This window comes from Sphingomonas paeninsulae (genome assembly GCF_003660165.1).
Taxonomy (GTDB): domain Bacteria; phylum Pseudomonadota; class Alphaproteobacteria; order Sphingomonadales; family Sphingomonadaceae; genus Sphingomonas_O; species Sphingomonas_O paeninsulae.
The window spans coordinates 1,735,554-1,753,768 of record NZ_CP032829.1; the positions used below are offsets into that span (position 1 = coordinate 1,735,554).

General features: G+C 59.3%; 18 protein-coding genes and 1 pseudogene. 7 read left to right on the forward strand and 12 right to left on the reverse strand.

Annotated elements, in window-relative coordinates:
- Nucleotides 1–12 precede the first annotated feature (12 nt).
- The 3 genes from D3Y57_RS13980 to murA all read right to left on the reverse strand — a co-directional run bounded on the left by D3Y57_RS13980 (nt 13) and on the right by murA (nt 4,476).
- Nucleotides 13–2,139, reverse strand: a complete 2,127-nt coding sequence (locus D3Y57_RS13980) for a sodium-translocating pyrophosphatase (protein WP_121153548.1) — start codon at nt 2,137–2,139, stop codon at nt 13–15.
- 98 nt (nt 2,140–2,237) lie between these two features.
- Nucleotides 2,238–3,116, reverse strand: a complete 879-nt coding sequence (gene thiL, locus D3Y57_RS13985; protein WP_121153550.1) for a thiamine-phosphate kinase — start codon at nt 3,114–3,116, stop codon at nt 2,238–2,240.
- Between the two features lie 76 nt (nt 3,117–3,192).
- Complete coding sequence (murA, locus tag D3Y57_RS13990) at nt 3,193–4,476, reverse strand: UDP-N-acetylglucosamine 1-carboxyvinyltransferase (protein WP_121153552.1); 1,284 nt, start codon at nt 4,474–4,476, stop codon at nt 3,193–3,195.
- Nucleotides 4,477–4,589: 113 nt separating this feature from the next.
- On the opposite strand from murA, the gene D3Y57_RS13995 reads away from it, so the two are divergent.
- Nucleotides 4,590–5,033, forward strand: a complete 444-nt coding sequence (locus D3Y57_RS13995; RefSeq protein WP_121153554.1) for an SRPBCC family protein — start codon at nt 4,590–4,592, stop codon at nt 5,031–5,033.
- Nucleotides 5,020–5,343, forward strand: coding sequence for an ArsR/SmtB family transcription factor (locus D3Y57_RS14000; protein WP_121153556.1), 324 nt, complete (start codon nt 5,020–5,022; stop codon nt 5,341–5,343). The genes D3Y57_RS13995 and D3Y57_RS14000 overlap by 14 nt, the downstream gene beginning before the upstream one ends.
- A gap of 44 nt (nt 5,344–5,387) precedes the next feature.
- Here the strand turns inward: D3Y57_RS14000 and clpS are convergent, their stop codons facing one another.
- The 3 genes from clpS to D3Y57_RS14015 all read right to left on the reverse strand — a co-directional run bounded on the left by clpS (nt 5,388) and on the right by D3Y57_RS14015 (nt 8,293).
- On the reverse strand, nt 5,388–5,732 hold the full coding sequence (gene clpS, locus D3Y57_RS14005) for an ATP-dependent Clp protease adapter ClpS (RefSeq protein ID WP_121155956.1): 345 nt from the start codon (nt 5,730–5,732) through the stop codon (nt 5,388–5,390).
- A 111-nt stretch (nt 5,733–5,843) separates the two neighbouring features.
- Entirely contained in the window at nt 5,844–6,653 is an 810-nt protein-coding gene (locus D3Y57_RS14010) for a phasin family protein (RefSeq protein ID WP_239025846.1), read from the reverse strand.
- A gap of 110 nt (nt 6,654–6,763) precedes the next feature.
- Nucleotides 6,764–8,293, reverse strand: coding sequence for a PHA/PHB synthase family protein (locus tag D3Y57_RS14015; RefSeq protein WP_430739047.1), 1,530 nt, complete (start codon nt 8,291–8,293; stop codon nt 6,764–6,766).
- Between the two features lie 158 nt (nt 8,294–8,451).
- Here D3Y57_RS14015 and D3Y57_RS14020 point away from each other — a divergent pair, with 158 nt between their 5' ends.
- From D3Y57_RS14020 to recF, 4 genes and pseudogenes are all read left to right on the forward strand, one after another.
- Nucleotides 8,452–9,657, forward strand: coding sequence for an LL-diaminopimelate aminotransferase (locus D3Y57_RS14020; RefSeq protein ID WP_121153560.1), 1,206 nt, complete (start codon nt 8,452–8,454; stop codon nt 9,655–9,657).
- 173 nt (nt 9,658–9,830) lie between these two features.
- The gene (locus D3Y57_RS14025) at nt 9,831–10,586 is read left to right on the forward strand and encodes a class I SAM-dependent methyltransferase (RefSeq protein WP_239025848.1); all 756 of its coding nucleotides are present in this window, start codon (nt 9,831–9,833) and stop codon (nt 10,584–10,586) included.
- The gene (locus D3Y57_RS14030; RefSeq protein ID WP_121153562.1) at nt 10,583–11,062 is read left to right on the forward strand and encodes a DUF2721 domain-containing protein; all 480 of its coding nucleotides are present in this window, start codon (nt 10,583–10,585) and stop codon (nt 11,060–11,062) included. Before D3Y57_RS14025 ends, D3Y57_RS14030 begins: the two co-directional genes overlap by 4 nt.
- A 12-nt stretch (nt 11,063–11,074) precedes the next feature.
- Nucleotides 11,075–12,156, forward strand: a pseudogene (recF, locus tag D3Y57_RS14035) (DNA replication/repair protein RecF).
- On the opposite strand, the gene D3Y57_RS14040 reads toward recF, so the two are convergent.
- The 6 genes from D3Y57_RS14040 to msrB form a co-directional block, all read right to left on the reverse strand.
- Nucleotides 12,136–12,846, reverse strand: a complete 711-nt coding sequence (locus tag D3Y57_RS14040; RefSeq protein WP_121153564.1) for a GIN domain-containing protein — start codon at nt 12,844–12,846, stop codon at nt 12,136–12,138. The pseudogene recF and the gene D3Y57_RS14040 sit on opposite strands and share 21 nt — an antisense overlap.
- Before the next feature lie 66 nt (nt 12,847–12,912).
- Nucleotides 12,913–13,632, reverse strand: a complete 720-nt coding sequence (locus D3Y57_RS14045; RefSeq protein WP_121153566.1) for a head GIN domain-containing protein — start codon at nt 13,630–13,632, stop codon at nt 12,913–12,915.
- A 112-nt stretch (nt 13,633–13,744) separates the two neighbouring features.
- Nucleotides 13,745–14,290 (reverse strand): CarD family transcriptional regulator, encoded by a 546-nt coding sequence (locus D3Y57_RS14050; RefSeq protein ID WP_121153567.1) that lies wholly within the window; start codon nt 14,288–14,290, stop codon nt 13,745–13,747.
- 205 nt (nt 14,291–14,495) lie between these two features.
- Nucleotides 14,496–15,884, reverse strand: coding sequence for an MFS transporter (locus tag D3Y57_RS14055; protein ID WP_121153569.1), 1,389 nt, complete (start codon nt 15,882–15,884; stop codon nt 14,496–14,498).
- A 109-nt stretch (nt 15,885–15,993) separates the two neighbouring features.
- Nucleotides 15,994–16,503, reverse strand: coding sequence for a peptide-methionine (S)-S-oxide reductase MsrA (gene msrA, locus D3Y57_RS14060; protein WP_121153571.1), 510 nt, complete (start codon nt 16,501–16,503; stop codon nt 15,994–15,996).
- Nucleotides 16,500–16,949 (reverse strand): peptide-methionine (R)-S-oxide reductase MsrB, encoded by a 450-nt coding sequence (msrB, locus tag D3Y57_RS14065; RefSeq protein ID WP_121153574.1) that lies wholly within the window; start codon nt 16,947–16,949, stop codon nt 16,500–16,502. The genes msrA and msrB overlap by 4 nt, the downstream gene beginning before the upstream one ends.
- A gap of 145 nt (nt 16,950–17,094) precedes the next feature.
- Between msrB and D3Y57_RS14070 the strand changes: the two genes are divergently transcribed.
- Entirely contained in the window at nt 17,095–17,751 is a 657-nt protein-coding gene (locus D3Y57_RS14070) for a glutathione S-transferase family protein (protein ID WP_121153576.1), read from the forward strand.
- The last annotated feature ends 464 nt before the right edge of the window (nt 17,752–18,215 follow it).

Genomic DNA, 18,215 nt, shown 5'->3' on the forward strand with positions numbered 1-18,215 from the left:
GGTTCGTGAGTGTCAGACCCCGGCGTGGGCGGCCAGAGCAGCGAGCAACAACAATGCGACGATGTTCGTGATCTTGATCATCGGGTTCACCGCTGGCCCGGCTGTGTCCTTGTAAGGATCGCCGACGGTATCGCCGGTGACGGCTGCCTTGTGAGCCTCCGACCCTTTGCCGCCGTGGTTGCCGTCCTCGATGAACTTCTTGGCGTTATCCCACGCACCGCCGCCGCTGGTCATCGATATAGCGACGAACAGGCCTGAGACGATTACGCCGAGCAAGAGCGCGCCAAGGGCAGCAAACCCTTCGGCCTGTCCAGCGACTGCGGTGATGACGAAATACACCACGATTGGGGTCAAGACCGGCAGCAGCGACGGAATGATCATTTCCTTGATCGCCGCCTTTGTCACCAGATCGACGGTGCGAGCATAGTCCGGCTTCGACGTGCCATCCATGATTCCCTTGTTCTCGGCAAACTGCGCGCGAACGTCTTTCACGACGTCGCCGGCAGCACGACCGACAGCGGTCATGCCCATCGCTCCGAACAGATACGGCAGCAATGCGCCGAGCAGCAACCCGACGATGACATAAGGGTTTTTCAGGCTGAAATCGACGATGAGGTTCGGAAAGAACTCCGCCAGATCGGTTGTGTACGCCGCAAACAGCACCAGCGCCGCCAAGCCAGCCGAACCGATGGCATAACCCTTGGTAACGGCTTTGGTGGTGTTGCCGACCGCATCGAGTGCGTCGGTGCGATGGCGGACTTCATCCTCCATGCCCGCCATTTCAGCGATGCCGCCTGCGTTGTCGGTGACGGGACCATAAGCGTCGAGCGCGACAACCATTCCGGCGAGTGCCAGCATGGCGGTTGCGGCGAATGCGATGCCGATCAGTCCCGCCAGTTTGAATGCGACGATGATGCCGATAACGATCACCAGTGTCGGCATGGCCGTCGATTCGAGGCTGATCGCCAGCCCCTGAATGACGTTCGTGCCGTGGCCGGTTTCGGATGCCTTGGCGATGCTGCGAACCGGACGATAGTTGGTGCCGGTGTAATATTCGGTGATCCACACCAACGCGCCAGTGACGGCGAGACCGACCATCATCGACCAGAACAATGCCATTCCGGTAAAGGTTGCGCTTTCGCCGCTGGGTGTCGAGCCGATGACTGCGTTCATGTCTTTCAGGACATAGTGCGTGGCGAAATAGATAGCGGGAACCGACAGGATCGCGGTCGTCCAGAAGCCCTTGTACAGCGCGCCCATGATCGACTGGCCCTTGCCGAGGCGGACCATGTAGGTACCGATGATAGAGGTAAAGATGCAGACGCCGCCGATAACGAGCGGCAGGCTCATCAGCGTATAAAGCTGATCGCTGGCGACGTGGACAAGCAGGCTGAGCAACACCATGGTCGCGCCGACGGTGACAACATAGGTTTCAAACAAATCGGCCGCCATACCGGCGCAATCACCAACATTGTCGCCGACGTTATCCGCGATAACGGCCGGGTTGCGTGGGTCGTCCTCCGGGATTCCGGCTTCGACCTTGCCGACCAGATCGGCTCCGACATCGGCTGCCTTGGTAAAGATACCGCCGCCGAGACGCGCGAAGATCGAGATCAGCGATGCGCCGAATGCGAGAGCGACGAGGCCGTTGACGACGGTGCGGTCATCAGGGTTGCCGACAGAGTGACCGGCGACCTGTGTCAGATAATAAAAGAAACATGCGATCGCCAACAGCGCGAGGCCCGCCACCAGCATCCCGGTAATCGCACCTGCGCGGAATGCGACGGTCAGGCCGTTCTGCAATCCGGTGCGGGCAGCTTCGGCGGTGCGGACGTTCGCGCGCACAGAGATGTTCATGCCGATGAACCCGGCCGCGCCAGAAAGCAGCGATCCGATCAGGAAACCGACCGCTGAGATCGTACCGAGAAACGCAAAGACGATGATCGCAACAACGATGCCGACAAAGGCGATGGTGCGATACTGCCGGCCGAGATAGGCACGCGCGCCCTCTTGAATGGCGGCGGCGATTTCCTGCATTTTGGCATTGCCCGCAGGGGCGGCCAAAACCTGGCGGCTGGTAATGAAACCATAGAGTACGGCAACGATGCCGCACACGATGGCGAACAGTACAAGGTTCATAATTTGGGCATCCTCTTCCCTGTTTTACCTCCGCCGATTTTGTTCGACATCAGGTATTTAGGAGAGGGTATAAGCAAGGTGTTGCAAGCGATGCAACTTTATTGGGCGGCGGCCTGATGCAGCCAGCCGAGGGGGTTCGGAAGCGGGACCGGGCCGCTCGCATCGCAGAGGGTCAGGCCAGTGCCCCATGCAAATGTTCCAATCCGGCTGGCGTTAACCGGCAGAGCCGCGTCCGGGGCGGCGGCGAACAACAATTCGTAATCGTCACCTGCGGTCAGGGCCGCCATCCATTCGCCGACGATGGGAACCGCGTCGATGTCGATTTCGAGCGCCAGATTACTGGCCGCGGCCATGCGCTGCGCATCGATCAGCAGCCCGTCCGAAACGTCCATCATCGCATGGACGATGGGACCGAGAGCCCGACCCTCGGAAAGTCGCGGGGTGGGGCGGCGGTATCGCTCGACATTCTCGCCCGTGGCCGCGCTGGATTCACGGAGTTCGGCAAGCCCCAGACCCGCCATGCCGATGGTCCCCGTGACATAAAGCGCGTCGCCAGCCTGTGCGCCGGATCGCGATGGCGCAATGGAACTGCGGCCGATGGCGGTCAGCGACAGGACGCGCGGGGCCGCCGGGTTCGAAACCGTGTCACCACCGAGCAGCGCCGTTTCGAAATGTTCGAGAGCGCAGGAGAGTCCTGTAACGAATGCCTTATCCCAAGCCGTATCGACACCGAGCGTATAGCCCATCAGGACGCCGACCGGGGTTGCTCCCTTGGCGGCGAGATCGGACAGATTCACCGCGAGCAGCTTCCACGCGACCTCTCCGGGTGGATCGTCGGAGAGGTAATGGACGCCCTCGACCAGCATGTCGTGGGTAAACACCAGATCACCGAGGACCGCCGCATCATCGGCAAACCCCCGCGCGGCGGGGTGGGTGGCGAGCGGGCGGAGCAGGGCGAGGAAATCGGCTTCGTTCATTTCAGCCTTTTTTAACGCGAAACCTTCCGCCTCCCTGAGCCTGTCGAAGGGAGGCGGTAATCTCAAGATTTAACCCTTACCCGTCGCTATCCCGCTCGATATCCGCCCCGATGCCCTGCAATTTCTCTTCCAGCCGCTCATACCCGCGATCGAGGTGATACACCCGCTGAACATGCGTCTCCCCCTGCGCCGCGAGGCCAGCAATAATCAGGCTCATCGAGGCTCGCAGATCGGTCGCCATGACCGGCGCACCGTTCAGTACTGGAACCCCTCGAACGACCGCCGAACGGCCGGTAACCTGAATGTCGGCCCCCATGCGCGCCAGTTCGGGGACGTGCATATATCGGTTTTCAAAGATGGTTTCGGTCAACACACTGGCACCATTCGCCATGCACAGCATCGCCATGAACTGCGCCTGCATATCGGTCGCGAAACCGGGGTAGGGAGCGGTGGACAGGGTGAGCGGCCCCAGCTTGCCATCGGCGGATACCCTGATCGCATCTTTCAATGCTTCGATCTTCACGCCCGCTTCGGCAAGCGCGTCGAATGTCGCCGCCATTTCGTGCAGGTCTGCTCCGACCAGATCGACGCTGCCGCCGGTAATTGCGGCGGCGCAGGCATAGCTGCCCGCTTCGATACGGTCGGGCATCACGGCATAGGTCGCGCCGTGAAGACGGTCCTTGCCTTCGATCGTCAGGGTTTCGGTGCCGATGCCATCAATGACTGCGCCCATTGCGACGAGGCAATTACACAGATCAACGATCTCTGGCTCGCGTGCCGCGTTCTCGATGACCGAGGTGCCCCGGCATAATGTCGCGGCCATCAACGCGTTCTCGGTCGCGCCGACCGATACGACGGGAAACCGGACCGTGCCGCCCGACAGCCTGCCTCCGGGAGCAATGGCTTTTACATAGCCCGATGTGATTTCGATTTCCGCACCGAATGCTTCGAGGGCCTTCAGGTGAAGGTCGATCGGGCGGTTGCCGATCGCGCATCCGCCGGGCAGCGAAACCGTCGCTTCACCCATGCGTGCAACCAATGGGCCGAGCACAAGGATCGACGCGCGCATCTTGCGCACGATGTCATATGGCGCGGTGGTTGATGTGACGCGGTTCGCACGCAGCGTCATCACGCGGCCGAATTCGTTGGGGTTCGCGCCCTCGACCATCGTCGAAACGCCAAGCTGATTGAGCAAGTGGCCAAAGCCATCGACATCGGCGAGGCGCGGCAGATTGCGCAGCGTCAGCGGCTCGTCGGTCAGCAACGCACACGGCATCAGCGTGAGCGCGGCATTCTTTGCCCCGGAAATGTGAATGCGCCCCGACAGCCTGTTGCCGCCACGAATGATAATACGGTCCATATCGCGGTGTTTAGCGGCGGAGGACGGAGGCGCAAGCCGCCTCCCTATTATGCAACTTAATGGTTGCGAATCGCTTTCGATTATGGAATGAATATGCAATCAGGAGGTTGCATATGACAGACCGAATTGAAAAGACGATTGAACTAAAAGCGCCGATCGAGCGCGTGTGGCGTGCGTTGAGCGATTATCGCGAATTTGGAACGTGGTTTCGGGTCGAAATCGAAGCACCATTCGAGGCTGGAAAGGCTGCGCGCGGAAAGATGAATTTTTCTGGCAGGGAGTTCATCTGGAATGCCGTGATCAAGCGCATGGACGCACCGGAACATTTCGCATTCACCTGGCATCCCTATGCCGTCGGTCCGGACCGCGACTATTCGGGCGAACCCCAGACGCTCATCGAATTTACGCTGAAAGCCACCGACACGGGGACGCACCTGACAGTCGTGGAATCGGGCTTTGATTCGTTGCCTGAAGGACGTCGCGAAGAGGCTTGGCGTATGAACGATGGCGGCTGGACTCAGCAGCTCGGAAATATCCGCGACCATGTCGAGGTCTGAACTGAATCAGGCATCGGTGTTTGCCGCGTTGGGCGATCCGACGCGGCTCGCGCTGCTGGCAAAAATTTCGACCGGCGGTAACCAGTCGATCGCACGATTGGCATCGGGAAGCGCGGTCAGTCGTCAGGCGATTACTAAGCATCTGCGTGTGCTGGAGGACGTCAAGCTGGTGAAGAGCGTTCGGGCCGGGCGGGAAATGCACTTTGCATTTCAGCCCGAAGCCGTAGCCGCGTCGCGTCGGTATCTGGATGAAGTGTCGCGGCAATGGGATGCAGCGTTGGACCGGTTGCAGTTGTTCGTGGAAGAGTAATCAGGCCTTTTTCCGACGTGGTCCCAGCTTTTCCACAGCGCGGCTTAAGCTTTTTCCAGCGTACATTGCAGCGGATGTTGATTCTGGCGCGCAAAGTCCATGACCTGCGTCACCTTGGTTTCGGCAACCTCATATGTGAAAATGCCGCAGACGCCGACGCCTTTTTGATGGACGTGGAGCATTACGCGAGTCGCATCCTCGATGCTCATGCGAAAGAAAGTTTGCAGGCATTGCACGACGAATTCCATCGGCGTGTAATCGTCGTTCAGCATCAACACCTTGTAGGGCGAAGGCTTTTTGGTGCGCGTCCGCGTTCGGGTTGCGACACCAAGACCGGTCCCGTTTTCTTCGTCATTGCCGCGACGTTCGTTGGCCGATGTAATTTGCATATCGCCAGAATATGGCATCGCCGCGCACTGGGGCAATAGCGCACCGGGTTTGGCGCACAAAAAAGCCGTCCCCGCAGTTTGCGAGAACGGCCATTTCGATAGCGAATTGAATTAAGCGGAGACGGCAGTCTTCACTTTTTCGACGGCTAGCGCGTAGCGGCTCTGGATCGGCTGGGCGATTTCGCCGAGCAGCTTCATGTAGTTCTCACCGAACTTCGAAGCTTCACCAACAAACGCATCGAGCGACGATTTCGCCAGCTCCGACTGAAGCTGAAAGAATTCGGTCGGCGATTTCAGACCGGCAAACTGCTTGGCAGTCGCATTGGCTTTTTCGATCGAGGTGCGGCCGTAGTCGGTGGCGTATTTCGCGATCTCTTCGGCACCCTTGGCTGCAACGCGGCCCGATGCGACGACGGCTTCAAGATTACCCTTCGAAAACTCGACGAGTTCCTCGACGTTCTTCGAACCCTTTTCCATAACCGACTTTACGCGAGCGGTGGCATCGGCGGTGAAGTTCTGGACGCTATTTTCAATCTTAGTGAAAGTCTCAGTCACTTTGGCTTTTCCTTCGGTGATGAGCGGCGCAGAAACGGGCGTCGCGCGTTTTAACGGGGGAACGGCAGCGGTCGGGGCTTTTGGCTTGGGCTTCGTCACCGGTTTGGCTGCGACTGCCGGCTTCGGCATCTTGCGGACAGGTGGCGCGATCGACGGCTTGGCAGGAATCGATTTGGCAACAGCAGGTGCTGCCTTTGCCGTGACCGTTGGCGTCAACGATTTAGCGCCGTTCGACGGCGCTGGCTTGGCAACAAGCGCCGGTTTCGCGACGAGAGCTGGTTTCGCGAAAAGCGAGATCGCGTCGGCGGGAAGCGGCGTTTTCACGGCTGCGGCGAATGGTAATTTCAAAATAGGTTTATCGGCCAATTCGGCCTCCGAGCCGTTATGTTGCAATGCACCATATACGCCATAAAAAAGAGAATGCAAGAGAATTGGTGCGCTGCAACATAAGCGACTTGTCGTTGTAAAAGAACGAGTTATCGGGTTTTAACGTAGCGACCCGGAGCATCCTCAATTGCTTTCAGCGCACCGTCTCCGGGGATTCGTGCGCCGCTCGCGGTGACGTCCTCAGTGCCGAACGCGCGGACCCAGGAAATCCAGTCCGGCCACCAGCTTCCCTTTGTCTCGGTTGCGCCTGCGATGAAATCGTCAAGCGATCTGACCCGATTCTCGTTGGTCCAATATTGGTATTTTTGTGCGGACGGGGGATTAACGACGCCGGCGATATGACCCGATCCGGCCAGGACGAAACGCAACGGACCCGCAAAATGTTCAGTGATTTTCCATACGCTGCGCAATGGGGCAATATGGTCTTCGCGGCCGGCCTGAATATAGGCAGGGGTCTTGACGAGCGAGAGGTCGATCGGCGTGCCGCCAATGCTGAGGCTTCCCCGCTGCGCCAGGCGATTGTCACGATACAGATCGACCAGATAGCTTTTGTGCCATTTCGACGGCAGGTTCGTCGTGTCGCCGTTCCAGTGCAGCAGGTCGAACGCTGGATACTCCTGTCCCAACAGGTAATTGCTCACCACGTTGTTCCAGATCAGATCGCGACCGCGCAGCAGGTTGAATGTCATCGCCAGATACCGGCCGTCGAGGAACCCGTCCTTCGACAGCTTCTCGATCATCGCGATATTGGTATCATCGACGAAGTTCAGCAATTCCCCTGCTTCGGTAAAGTCCACTTGTGCCGTAAAGAAGGTCGCGCTCTTCACCTTTTTCGCCTGCTTGCGCGCGGCGAGGACCGCGAGCGTTGCGGCAAGTGTCGTCCCCGCGACGCAATAGCCGATGGTGTGAACGGCTTCGACCTTCAGGCTTTTACGCACCGTGTCGATTGCGTCGATCTGGGCATCGACATAATCGTCCCAGATCACGTCCTTCATCGACGCATCCGCCGATTTCCAACTGACCATGAACACCGTCAGTCCCTCTGCCACCGCCCAGCGAATAAAGCTTTTTTCGGGTGACAGGTCGAGGATGTAGAACCGATTGATCCACGGCGGAAAGATAACCAGCGGTGTTTTGCCGACCGTCGGCGTGGTCGGCGCATATTGAATCAACTGATACAGCGGGGTTTCGTAAACGACCTTGCCCGGCGTGGTCGCAATGTTGACGCCGACCTGAAAAGCGGTCGGCGATACGTGCGTGAGTTGACCGCGCTGAAGGTCGGTCATCAAATTCTGAAAGCCCGTGGCAAGACTCGCGCCGCTGGTTTCGAGCGCCTTGTTCAACGCAACCGGATTGGTGAGCGGTGAATTGGCCGGACTCATCGCCTCAACCAGCGTCCGCATCGCAAACGTCATGCGCGACTTTTGCGCGGGGTCGAGGCCGGGGACGGTGTCGACCAGCGACATCATCGCCTCCGACATCATGCCATAGCCCTGACGCACCAGATCGAAAACCGGGTGTTCCCATTCCGGTCCGGCAAACCGTTTGTCCTTCGGGTCGACGCTGTCACGCCCTGCGGCCGCGATCGGAGCCAGCAACTGACCCCATCCGTCCAGAATTGCGCGAACGCCCGCTGCTGCGTCGGCGTTCGGTATTGAAGTAGGGGCGTCTTCGCTCACAACCGAATCCTCAGCCGATGTTCCGTTGCATATACCATCAGGGCTCAAGTCTGTTACAAGCCCTCGTTCAACTTCAACCTAATTGTAGAAAGATCGAAATGTCCGACGAATTCTACCGCATGAAGCGGCTGCCGCCCTATGTCATCGCCGAAGTGAATGCGATGCGGGCAGCGGCGCGCGCGGGCGGGGAGGACATTATCGATCTGGGCATGGGCAATCCCGATCTGCCCCCTCCGCAGCACGTCATCGACAAGCTGTGCGAAGTGGCACGCAAACCCAATGCCCACGGCTATTCGGCGTCAAAAGGTATTCCGGGTCTGCGCAAGGCTCAGGCCAACTATTATCAGCGCCGCTTCGGGGTCGATGTCGATCCCGACAGCGAAGTCGTGGTGACGATGGGGTCGAAGGAGGGCCTCGCCAGCCTCGCCACCGCCATCACCGCACCCGGTGACGTCGTTCTTGCGCCGAACCCGAGCTATCCGATCCACACCTTCGGCTTCATCATCGCTGGTGCCACCATCCGCAGTGTTCCGACCACGCCCGACGAACGGTATTTCGACAGCCTCGAACGCGCGATGCAATATACCGTGCCGCGCCCGAGTGTCCTCGTCGTTAACTATCCATCGAACCCAACGGCGGAGACGGTCGATCTCGCTTTCTACGAACGCCTTGTTGCATGGGCGCGCGATGCGGGTGTGTGGATCATCAGCGATCTTGCCTATTCGGAACTCTATTATGACGGCAATCCGACCGTCTCCATCCTTCAGGTAAAGGGTGCCAAGGACGTCGCGATCGAGTTCACTTCACTGTCGAAAACCTATTCGATGGCGGGCTGGAGAATCGGCTTTGCGGTCGGCAATCAAAAACTGATCGCGGCAATGACGCGCGTGAAGTCCTATCTCGACTACGGTGCGTTCACGCCGATACAGGCCGCCGCCTGTGCCGCGCTGAACGGCCCGCAGGATATCGTCGCCACCAACCGCGAGCTTTATCATAAACGCCGCGATGTGCTGGTCGACAGTTTTGCCCGTGCCGGGTGGGACATCCCGCCGCCACGGGCCTCGATGTTCTGCTGGGCACCTCTGCCGCCCGCGCTCGCGCATCTGGGCTCGCTGGAATTCACCAAGCAGTTGCTGACCCATGCCGGCGTCGCGGTCGCTCCGGGCGTCGGTTACGGCGAGGATGGCGAGGGCTTTGTCCGCATCGCGATGGTCGAGAACGAACAGCGTATCCGACAGGCGGCGCGAAACGTGAAGAAATATCTGACGAGCATGGGCGTCAATACCGGCGCAAAAACAGGCTGACCCGCTGCTGCCCAAAGCAGTGGTACCTTACGTTGGAAAGACGGGCGCTTCACCAGTTGGAGCGCCCGTTTTTGCAGGAGCGCCGACCGCCACTCCCGAACGCCCAACTGCCCCTTGAACGCACGCGTCCGCCGGTTCAGATACGGGGCATAATCGAACAAGGGAGATATGTGATGCGCCATACCATTTTCCTATCGTTGTTGCTTGCCACGGCAACGACCGCAGTAACAACCACGGCGATGGCCGCCCCGCGTGACTATGCGGCGGCCGTTGCGTTCAAGGGACGCCCGGCGGAAGCCATGGCAATGGATGCCGGCCGAAAGCCTGCCGAAATTCTCGACTTCATGCAGCTAAAGCCCGGAATGAAGGCGATCGATGTGCTGACGGGCACGGGCTATTATGCTGAAATCATGGCTCAGGTCGTGGGTGCCGGGGGCAGCGTCGTCGCCTTCGAACCACAGGCAATGATCGATGCCAAGGCAAAGACCGATCTGGATGCACTCGCCGCGCGTGAGCCGAATTTCCGGCTGACGACCAGTCTGCCAGCCGCGCTGACCCCCAACACTTATGATTTCGCGATGATCCATCTGAATTATCACGACTTTTACTGGGAGAGCGAGAAATATCATTTCCCGCGCATCGACCCGAATATGGTGCTCGCCAGCCTGTTCCGCGCCATGAAGCCGGGCGGGATCGTGAGCATCGTCGATCATGTCGGTCCCGCAGGCGACACGCGGGCGATCGTTGAGAAATTGCACAGGATCGACCCCGAAACAGTGAAGGCCGATTTCAAACGCGCAGGCTTCATATTGGAAGCGCAGAGCGATCTGCTGAAAACACCCTCCGACGATCATACGAAAATCGTGTTCGATCCCGCAGTACGCGGCAAGACCGACCGGTTCGCGTTCAGGTTTCGCAAGCCTGCATGATAGCAGCCACGCCCGCCGTTTCGGACATTGCCCATACTATCGCGCTGTCGGTTGCGCCGGTGTTCCTGCTTGCGGGTATCGGCAGCATCATCAACGTCATCGCCGGACGGCTGAATCGTGTCGTGGATCGTTCGCGATTGCTCGAAACGCTCCATCCGGCATCGAGCGGCGAAGAACATGAACGCCACGTCTGGGAATTGCGCCTGCTCGACCGGCGGATCGGCCTGGCGTCGAATGCGATATTCCTGTGCGTGGCGAGTGCAGTGGCGGTTTGTGCGGTGGTGACATTGCTGTTCGTTGCTGAACTGGCGAGCCTGAAATACGGGAACAGTGTGTCGCTGCTATTCGTGCTGGCGATGATCCTGCTCGCGGCCGGGCTGATCCTTTTCCTCATCGAGACGCGCGTTGCCGTGCAGGGAATCCGGGTGCGCGAACATCTCCTTGAGCGTGAGCGGCGTGGGCGCTTCCGGCTTTGACTTGCTGAAATAATGGCCATCGTGCGCCTCTCACTGGGCGATTTCCGTTCCTATCCCGATGCCCTGATCGAAGTGGGGCAGGGCATTGTCGTGCTGACCGGCGACAATGGCGCGGGCAAGACCAACATATTGGAGGCGGTGTCGCTGTTCGCTCCGGGGCGCGGGCTGCGCGGCGCTCCATTTCGCGAAATGGCGCGGAGCGGTGGCGGCGGCGGATTTTCGGTTGCCGCGCGGCTGATTCCACGGGGGGAGAGGCTCCCGTTGATCTCGGTACGGGTAGCGAGGGGGCGACACCCGACAGGCGTATCGTGCGGATCAATGGCGCGGCGTCGCCCTCGACGGGGCTGGGCGAATGGCTGTCACTGGTCTGGCTGACACCCGCGATGGACCGGCTGTTTGCCGATGCGGCGGGTGATCGGCGCAGATTCCTCGATCGGTTGGTGCTGGCCCGTAACCCGTCTCACGCGCACCATGCCACGCGGTACGACGCTGCAATGCGACAGCGCAATCGGCTGTTGAGCGGAGAAGCGCCCGACGGCGATTGGCTCGGTGCGCTTGAATCGGCGATGGTCGAACATGGCATTGCGCTGGCGGCGTCGCGGCAGGCGCTGGTCGATGAACTCGGCGCGCGCATCGCCGATGAGGCGGCAGGTCCGTTTGCGCGGGCTGGATTGACGCTCGAAGGGTGGAGCGGGGGCGATTTCGCGCGCGATTTACGAGAAGGGCGAGTGCGTGACACAGCCGCCGGACGCACGCTCACTGGCCCGCACCGGCAGGATTTGATCGTGACTCACATCGACAAGCGGCAGGCTGCGGCGCGCTGTTCAACGGGCGAGCAAAAGGCATTGCTCATCGGGATCGTACTGGCCCATGCCGATCTGGTCGCGCACGCGGTCGGACGCGCGCCGATATTACTGCTGGACGAAGTGGCGGCGCACCTTGACCCGGTGCGAAGGGCGGCGTTGTTCGAACGGATTGCGGGTGCGGGATATCAGGCGTGGCTGACGGGCACCGAAGCGGTCCTGTTCGACGCTGTGCCGCGACCCGCTACCATGTTGAAGGTTGAGGGCGGATCAGTGACCGCAACTGACTGAACCGCTGCCCTTGTTGACGACGGTGCAGGCGGGTTTGCCCGCGACCGTGACTGTTCCCGTGCCGGTGGCGACAATATTGGCCGATCGTTTGGCGGCAACCTTGACGACCGCAGAGCCATCGGAGCTGAGCCGAAGATCACTGATAGCAAGTGCGCTGGCGTCGAGGATGCCCGCGCCCCGGACGGCGATATGGGTTTCGGCGCCCTTGCCCGCGATGGTCAGGCTACCCGCCCCGGCCATGCCGATATCGAGCGTGTCGGCTTCTACCGACCCGATGGAGAGCGACCCCGACCCGTCCTGAGCGATGGTAACCGAAGCGCCGCGCATATGGTCGATTTTGACCGTCGATGCGCCGCTGGACCCGATGGTCCTTAATTCGGCGGTCGTCAGCCGGATTGTGGCCGGACCGACGTCTTCGTCCTGCCAACCGCCCCAGGCATTGTGGCTGGCCTTGATAATCAGCATCTCACCCTGATTCTGGATGCTGGTGCGCTCGATCGCCTGTTCGGAACCGGAAATACGTGCAGAGGCACCGTGTCCGGTGACGATCTCAACGACGAAAGCCCCCTCGATCCGCACGCGGTTGAACGCGGTCACCGTCACCGATCGTTCCTTCGCAAAGGCCGGCCTGGCAATCAGCGTGACGGGCAGCGTAATGGGCAGCGCAAGGAGAAGGGCCAGATATTTCATGCCTTCATCCTGCACTGCCAGAACAGCTTAGGGAACCCAGAACGGCTTAGGGGGAGCCAGCGCGGTTCAGGGAAGGCAGCGGGCATCACCCGATCCGGTTTTTGAAATTGCGCAATTGGCTGTGCCCTTGACGGTGATATTGCCCGATCCGGCAATAGAAAGCGACGCATGACCTCGCGCCGCCGCCTGTGCATTCCCAGATCCGCTGATCGAGATGTCGGCAGTCTGACTGACAAGACCGGCGGCCGAAAGATTGCCCGATCCGCCAACGGCCATTTTGGCGTTTTGTACGGCTCCAGACGCTGACAGATCGCCCGACCCGGCAAGGTCGAGCGCAACATTGGTAACGCGAACGTCTGTAAGGATCAGCTTGCCCGACCCGGCCAGCGATCCCTTGAAGCTTTCACCAGACGCGCGGTCGACCGTCAGATTTCCCGACCCGGCCAAAGCGGCGGCGTCGATACCGGGTGTGGTTACCGTAACGACCGCGCCGCGCGAACTGCCCCAGCTCATGTTCCAGCCGCCGCGCTTGCGGTTGATTTTAAGAGTATTTCCCTCGACGCGAATGTCGAGCCGGTCGATGACGCTGGCGGGGCCGGATGCCACCACGCCGACCCGATCGCCGCGCACGACATGAACATTGTCCGATCCGGCAAGCTCCACCGATCGAAAGCTGCCGATCGGAAAATTGCGTGTGATTTGCGAACCGTCGTCATGGGCCGCGCTGGCATTGCTACCGCAAGCGGCGATGGCGAGGGCTGGGGCAAGGATGACGAAATGGCGCATATTCACTCTCCGACTGTATTGCCTTAGTAATACACTGAATCGAGCGGGGCCGCAAACGAAAAAGGGCGAGCCTTTCGACCCGCCCTTTCGATTTCGATACTGACGCCCGCGTTTATGCAGACGCAGCGGTCTTGTTATAAATCGCCGCCGAAGCCCGCAGGATTTCAAGCAGCTTTTCGAGCGCCTTTGGCTCGTCGAGCTGTTCCATCGCCGCCAGTTCGCGCGCGAGACGGCTTGCCGCCGCTTCGAAAATCTGACGCTCGGAATAGCTCTGCTCGGGCTGGTCGTCTGCACGGAACAGATCGCGGACCACTTCGGCGATCGACACCAGGTCGCCCGAATTGATCTTGGCTTCATATTCCTGCGCACGGCGCGACCACATCGTCCGCTTGACGCGTGGCTTGCCCTTCAGGGTTTCGAGTGCTTCTTCCATCTGCTTGTTCGACGAAAGTTTGCGCATCCCGACGCCTTCGGCCTTGTTGGTCGGTACGCGCAGGGTCATGCGTTCTTTTTCAAAGCGCAGGACGTAGAGTTCGAGCGCCATTCCGGCGATTTCGGATTTCTGAAGTTCGATTACGCGACCGACGCCGTGCTTTGGGTAAACGACATAATCGCCGACATCGAAAATCAGGACAGTGGCGGGGGCATTGGCAGCCATGTATTGCGACCTTTCTAGCGGAAACAGCGCGGCGATTCGTCGAGGATGCTGCGTGAGGGGCGCGGCATGAAATCGACGATGGGCTGATCCTATTGTGACACTCCGAAGGCTGGCGCAGCAGTTATGCCGCGCCGCTTGCGATGTCTTTTAACAGATTCGCCACAAAAATGCCAGCGCTGGGTAGAATGTTGCGCGGATAACGCCCCTAATTCAACGGGGCGACGGTTTTTACGGTGTCGACTTCACGCGTGTTCGGTTTGCGAATGGCCGGATTCAAACGCGCGATACTGCACAGTCCGGCAATGACCGCCAACCCACATGCGACCAGCGCGGGGACTGAGCCGCCACCAAGGCCCAGCGCCAGCAATGCCGCTACCAGCGTCGCTCCGATCGTCTGTCCGCACAGACGGATCGTGGAGATCAGTCCACCGGCAGATGCCGCACGCTCACGCGGGGCAGACCCGATGATAAGCCGGGCATTGGGTGACATGAACAGGCCAAAACCGGCCCCACACAGGGACATGCGCCATGCCACGTCGAAATAGGTCGGATGCCCCGGCATGAAAGCGATCAGCACGAGAGCGACGATGGCGATGCTCATGCCGATGCCGCCAAGTATGCCCGCCGGATATTTGTCCGACAGCGTCCCGGCCAGTGGAGCGACGAACAATGTCGTCAGGGGCCACGGAGCCATCATCGCACCGACATGTTGAGGGGTGAAGCCAAAGCTGTGTTCCAGCCGAAACGGCATAGAGATAAGCAGCGTCATCGACGCGATAAACACGGTAAAACCGCCAATTGCTGATAGGGCAAGGACCGGCCGCGCCAATAAATCGACCGGCAGGACAGGGCGCGGCTCCCTTTTCTGGTTGCGGACCAGTGCTACGGCGAACCCGACCCCGATGGCGGTTATGAATGCCGACACCATCGGTGAACTGCCATGCACAGCACTCTCAAGCCCACCGATCAGCAACCCGAACGTCGCCGCACACAGTAAAGCTCCAGCAAAATCAAAGGGTTCGACCCGAGGAGGCGGGTTCGGCAGGAACGTCCCCAGCGCCAGAGACCCCAGCGCAAACGGAACAGCAGCGGCAAAAAGCCAGGGCCAGCTTGCAAAAGCCAGCAGAAAACCCCCGGCAGTAGGCGCCAGTGCGGCAGCACTCGACACCACCACACTATTAAATCCCAATCCCCGCCCCAGTTTCTCCGGAGAGTACAATGTCCGCAACATCGCCGACGTAACACTAAGCACAGCCGCCGCGCCGAGCGCCTGAAGCGCGCGGACAACCAGCAGGAAGGGCAGGGTATTGGCAAAAAACGCGAGCAGGCTCGCTGCCGCAAACAGGATCTGGCCGTATTGATACAGTCGCCGCAGCCCGATGCGGTCGCCGATTGCCGACAGCGGTAGCAATGTCATCACCAGCACAAGCTGATAGACCGTCACGATCAAAACCGCCGCCGATGAATCGACGTGGAGGTCGTGGGCAATTGTCGGCAAAGCTACGTTGGCGATACCGCCATCCAGGATTACCAGCGCCGTCCCGAACGAAATACCCGCTATGCCCGCGACGGTTCGAAGACGTTCGTGATTCATCGCGTGGGCTTTCAACGTGAGCGGGCACCTCTGCAAGCCCTGTTCGCTTGCGACAACGGTATATATTATTTCAAGCCCGTACCCCCTTCCGCCCCCGCTAATCGTTTCGTCAGCCCGCAAGCGTCCGATGGGGGAGTTTCCAGTTCGGACGCACAAAATGGCAAGTATAGCCATTCGGAATACGCTCGAGATAATCCTGATGCTCGGGCTCTGCGGCCCAAAACTCACCAACCGCAGCAACTTCGGTCACAACCTTTCCAGGCCAGAGACTCGACGCTTCCACATCGGCAATCGTATCCTCCGCTACCGTTTTTTGCGTGTCGTTGGTGTAATAGATCGCCGACCGATAGCTCGCACCAACGTCATTCCCCTGCCGGTTTTTGGTCGTCGGATCATGGATCTGGAAAAAAAATTCCAGGATCGCCCGGAAGCTAGTGATCGCAGGATCGAAGATAATCTCGATCGCTTCGGCGTGGTTCCCGTGATTGCGATAAGTCGCGTTCGGCACTTCGCCGCCCGAATACCCAACGCGGGTCGAAATCACGCCCGGTTGTCGACGCACCAAATCCTGAACGCCCCAAAAGCAACCACCTGCAAGAACGGCACGTTCGGTACTCACTTCACGCGCTCCACTTGAGGCAAATAGTCGCCGTAACCTTTGGCCTCCATGTCGTCGCGATCGACAAAGCGCAGCGATGCCGAGTTGATGCAGTAACGCAGCCCACCGCGGTCGCGTGGTCCGTCATCGAAGACATGGCCGAGGTGGCTGTCGCCATTCGCAGAGCGCACTTCGGTGCGGACCATGCCGAGCGACACATCACGAATCTCATTCACGTGCGCAGGCTCGATGGGTTTGGTAAAACTGGGCCAGCCGCAACCGGAATCATATTTGTCGGCAGACGCGAACAATGGCTCGCCCGATACGATATCGACATAGATGCCGTGTTTCTTGTTGCCGAGATATTCGCCCGTACCGGGCCTCTCGGTCCCGCTTTCCTGTGTCACGCGATATTGTTCCGGGGAAAGTGCGGCAACGGCTTCATCAGTCTTGCGATAGTCTGTCATCTATGCCTCCATTAGTGGCAGATATGGGGACACGTTTCGGGCATTTCTACCGGGCAAGGACAGAAAGCCGTGGTCTCATGGCCTTCTGCACGATCATTGCGGATGATGTATCGGGTTAACGTCCGCATAATAGGAATGCTTTGAAATGACATTAACCCTCTATGCCCACCCCTTCGCCTCTTACTGCTGGAAAGCGTTGATCGCGCTTTACGAGAGTGGCACGCCGTTTACGTTTCGCTTGATCGACCTTGGAGATGCAGCCTCGGCATCTGAGCTGGAGCGCCTTTGGCCGTTCAAGAAGTTCCCGGTGTTAATCAACGGAGAAAAGTCGGTGATCGAATCTACGATCATCATTGAGTATCTCGACCTGCATTATCCGGGTCCGGCTCGACTGGTTCCGGTCGATGCAACGGACGCGCTCGACGTGCGGTTCGCCGATCGGTTTTTCGACAATTATGTTCAAACGCCCATGCAGGCGATTGTCTCCGATGCGCTGCGAGGCGACAGGCGCGATCCCGATACCGTAGCTCATGCTCGCGCTAACCTCGACACAGCTTATGCCTGGCTGGAGGGCCGCATGGCGAACCGTGAATGGGTGTCTGGCGATCACTTCAGCCTTGCCGATTGTTCGGCAGCGCCCGCCTTGTTTTACGCGGACTGGGCCCACCCGATTGGCAATGCTTTCCCCAGCGTGCGGGCCTATCGCGCCCGTCTTAATGCGCGACCGTCGGTCGCACGAACTATCGACGAGGCACGTCCCTACCGCCATTTCTTTCCCCTAGGTGCTCCCGATTGCGACTAATAACACCTGTTTGCAAAGGGGGGTGATCATGGAAGATGCGAATGTGATCGCGATTACGGGATTCCGCTTTTTGTCTGACTGTATCGAGCGACGGTTGCAGAGCTAAATCGGCCCACAACGGAGAACACCGTGCTGATAGCCGTAGCCAGAGAAATGCTGAGCGAAGATCGGGATCCGTCATGCACATCCATCTCATCAGCTATATCGCGATCATGAAACAAACAAAAATGCCTAAAGTTATGAAAATTTTGGGTGATATAACCTAAATTCACCCAAATTTTTCGCAATTTTTGGGATTGCACGCTCTATTGAAATGTATCACACTTCCACTCGGGAGTAGATAAAGCAGTGGCATCGGGTTAGTTGCCAATAAACGGGGCATTTGGAAAGAGTTGGTTAAGTCCAAAGGTATCTGAAATATGATGCTGGATTTATCAATACAATAAAACTTTAATTATGTGACC

Excerpts from the sequence above, each read along its gene's own strand:
- D3Y57_RS13980 (WP_121153548.1), bottom strand. The coding sequence starts at position 2,139 with ATGAACCTTGTACTGTTCGCCATCGTGTGCGGCATCGTTGCCGTACTC.
- thiL (WP_121153550.1), bottom strand. The coding sequence starts at position 3,116 with ATGAACGAAGCCGATTTCCTCGCCCTGCTCCGCCCGCTCGCCACCCAC.
- murA (WP_121153552.1), bottom strand. The coding sequence starts at position 4,476 with ATGGACCGTATTATCATTCGTGGCGGCAACAGGCTGTCGGGGCGCATT.
- D3Y57_RS13995 (WP_121153554.1), top strand. The coding sequence starts at position 4,590 with ATGACAGACCGAATTGAAAAGACGATTGAACTAAAAGCGCCGATCGAG.
- D3Y57_RS14000 (WP_121153556.1), top strand. The coding sequence starts at position 5,020 with ATGTCGAGGTCTGAACTGAATCAGGCATCGGTGTTTGCCGCGTTGGGC.
- clpS (WP_121155956.1), bottom strand. The coding sequence starts at position 5,732 with ATGCAAATTACATCGGCCAACGAACGTCGCGGCAATGACGAAGAAAAC.
- D3Y57_RS14020 (WP_121153560.1), top strand. The coding sequence starts at position 8,452 with ATGTCCGACGAATTCTACCGCATGAAGCGGCTGCCGCCCTATGTCATC.
- D3Y57_RS14025 (WP_239025848.1), top strand. The coding sequence starts at position 9,831 with ATGCGCCATACCATTTTCCTATCGTTGTTGCTTGCCACGGCAACGACC.
- D3Y57_RS14030 (WP_121153562.1), top strand. The coding sequence starts at position 10,583 with ATGATAGCAGCCACGCCCGCCGTTTCGGACATTGCCCATACTATCGCG.
- D3Y57_RS14040 (WP_121153564.1), bottom strand. The coding sequence starts at position 12,846 with ATGAAATATCTGGCCCTTCTCCTTGCGCTGCCCATTACGCTGCCCGTC.
- D3Y57_RS14045 (WP_121153566.1), bottom strand. The coding sequence starts at position 13,632 with ATGCGCCATTTCGTCATCCTTGCCCCAGCCCTCGCCATCGCCGCTTGC.
- D3Y57_RS14050 (WP_121153567.1), bottom strand. The coding sequence starts at position 14,290 with ATGGCTGCCAATGCCCCCGCCACTGTCCTGATTTTCGATGTCGGCGAT.
- D3Y57_RS14055 (WP_121153569.1), bottom strand. The coding sequence starts at position 15,884 with ATGAATCACGAACGTCTTCGAACCGTCGCGGGCATAGCGGGTATTTCG.
- msrB (WP_121153574.1), bottom strand. The coding sequence starts at position 16,949 with ATGACAGACTATCGCAAGACTGATGAAGCCGTTGCCGCACTTTCCCCG.
- D3Y57_RS14070 (WP_121153576.1), top strand. The coding sequence starts at position 17,095 with ATGACATTAACCCTCTATGCCCACCCCTTCGCCTCTTACTGCTGGAAA.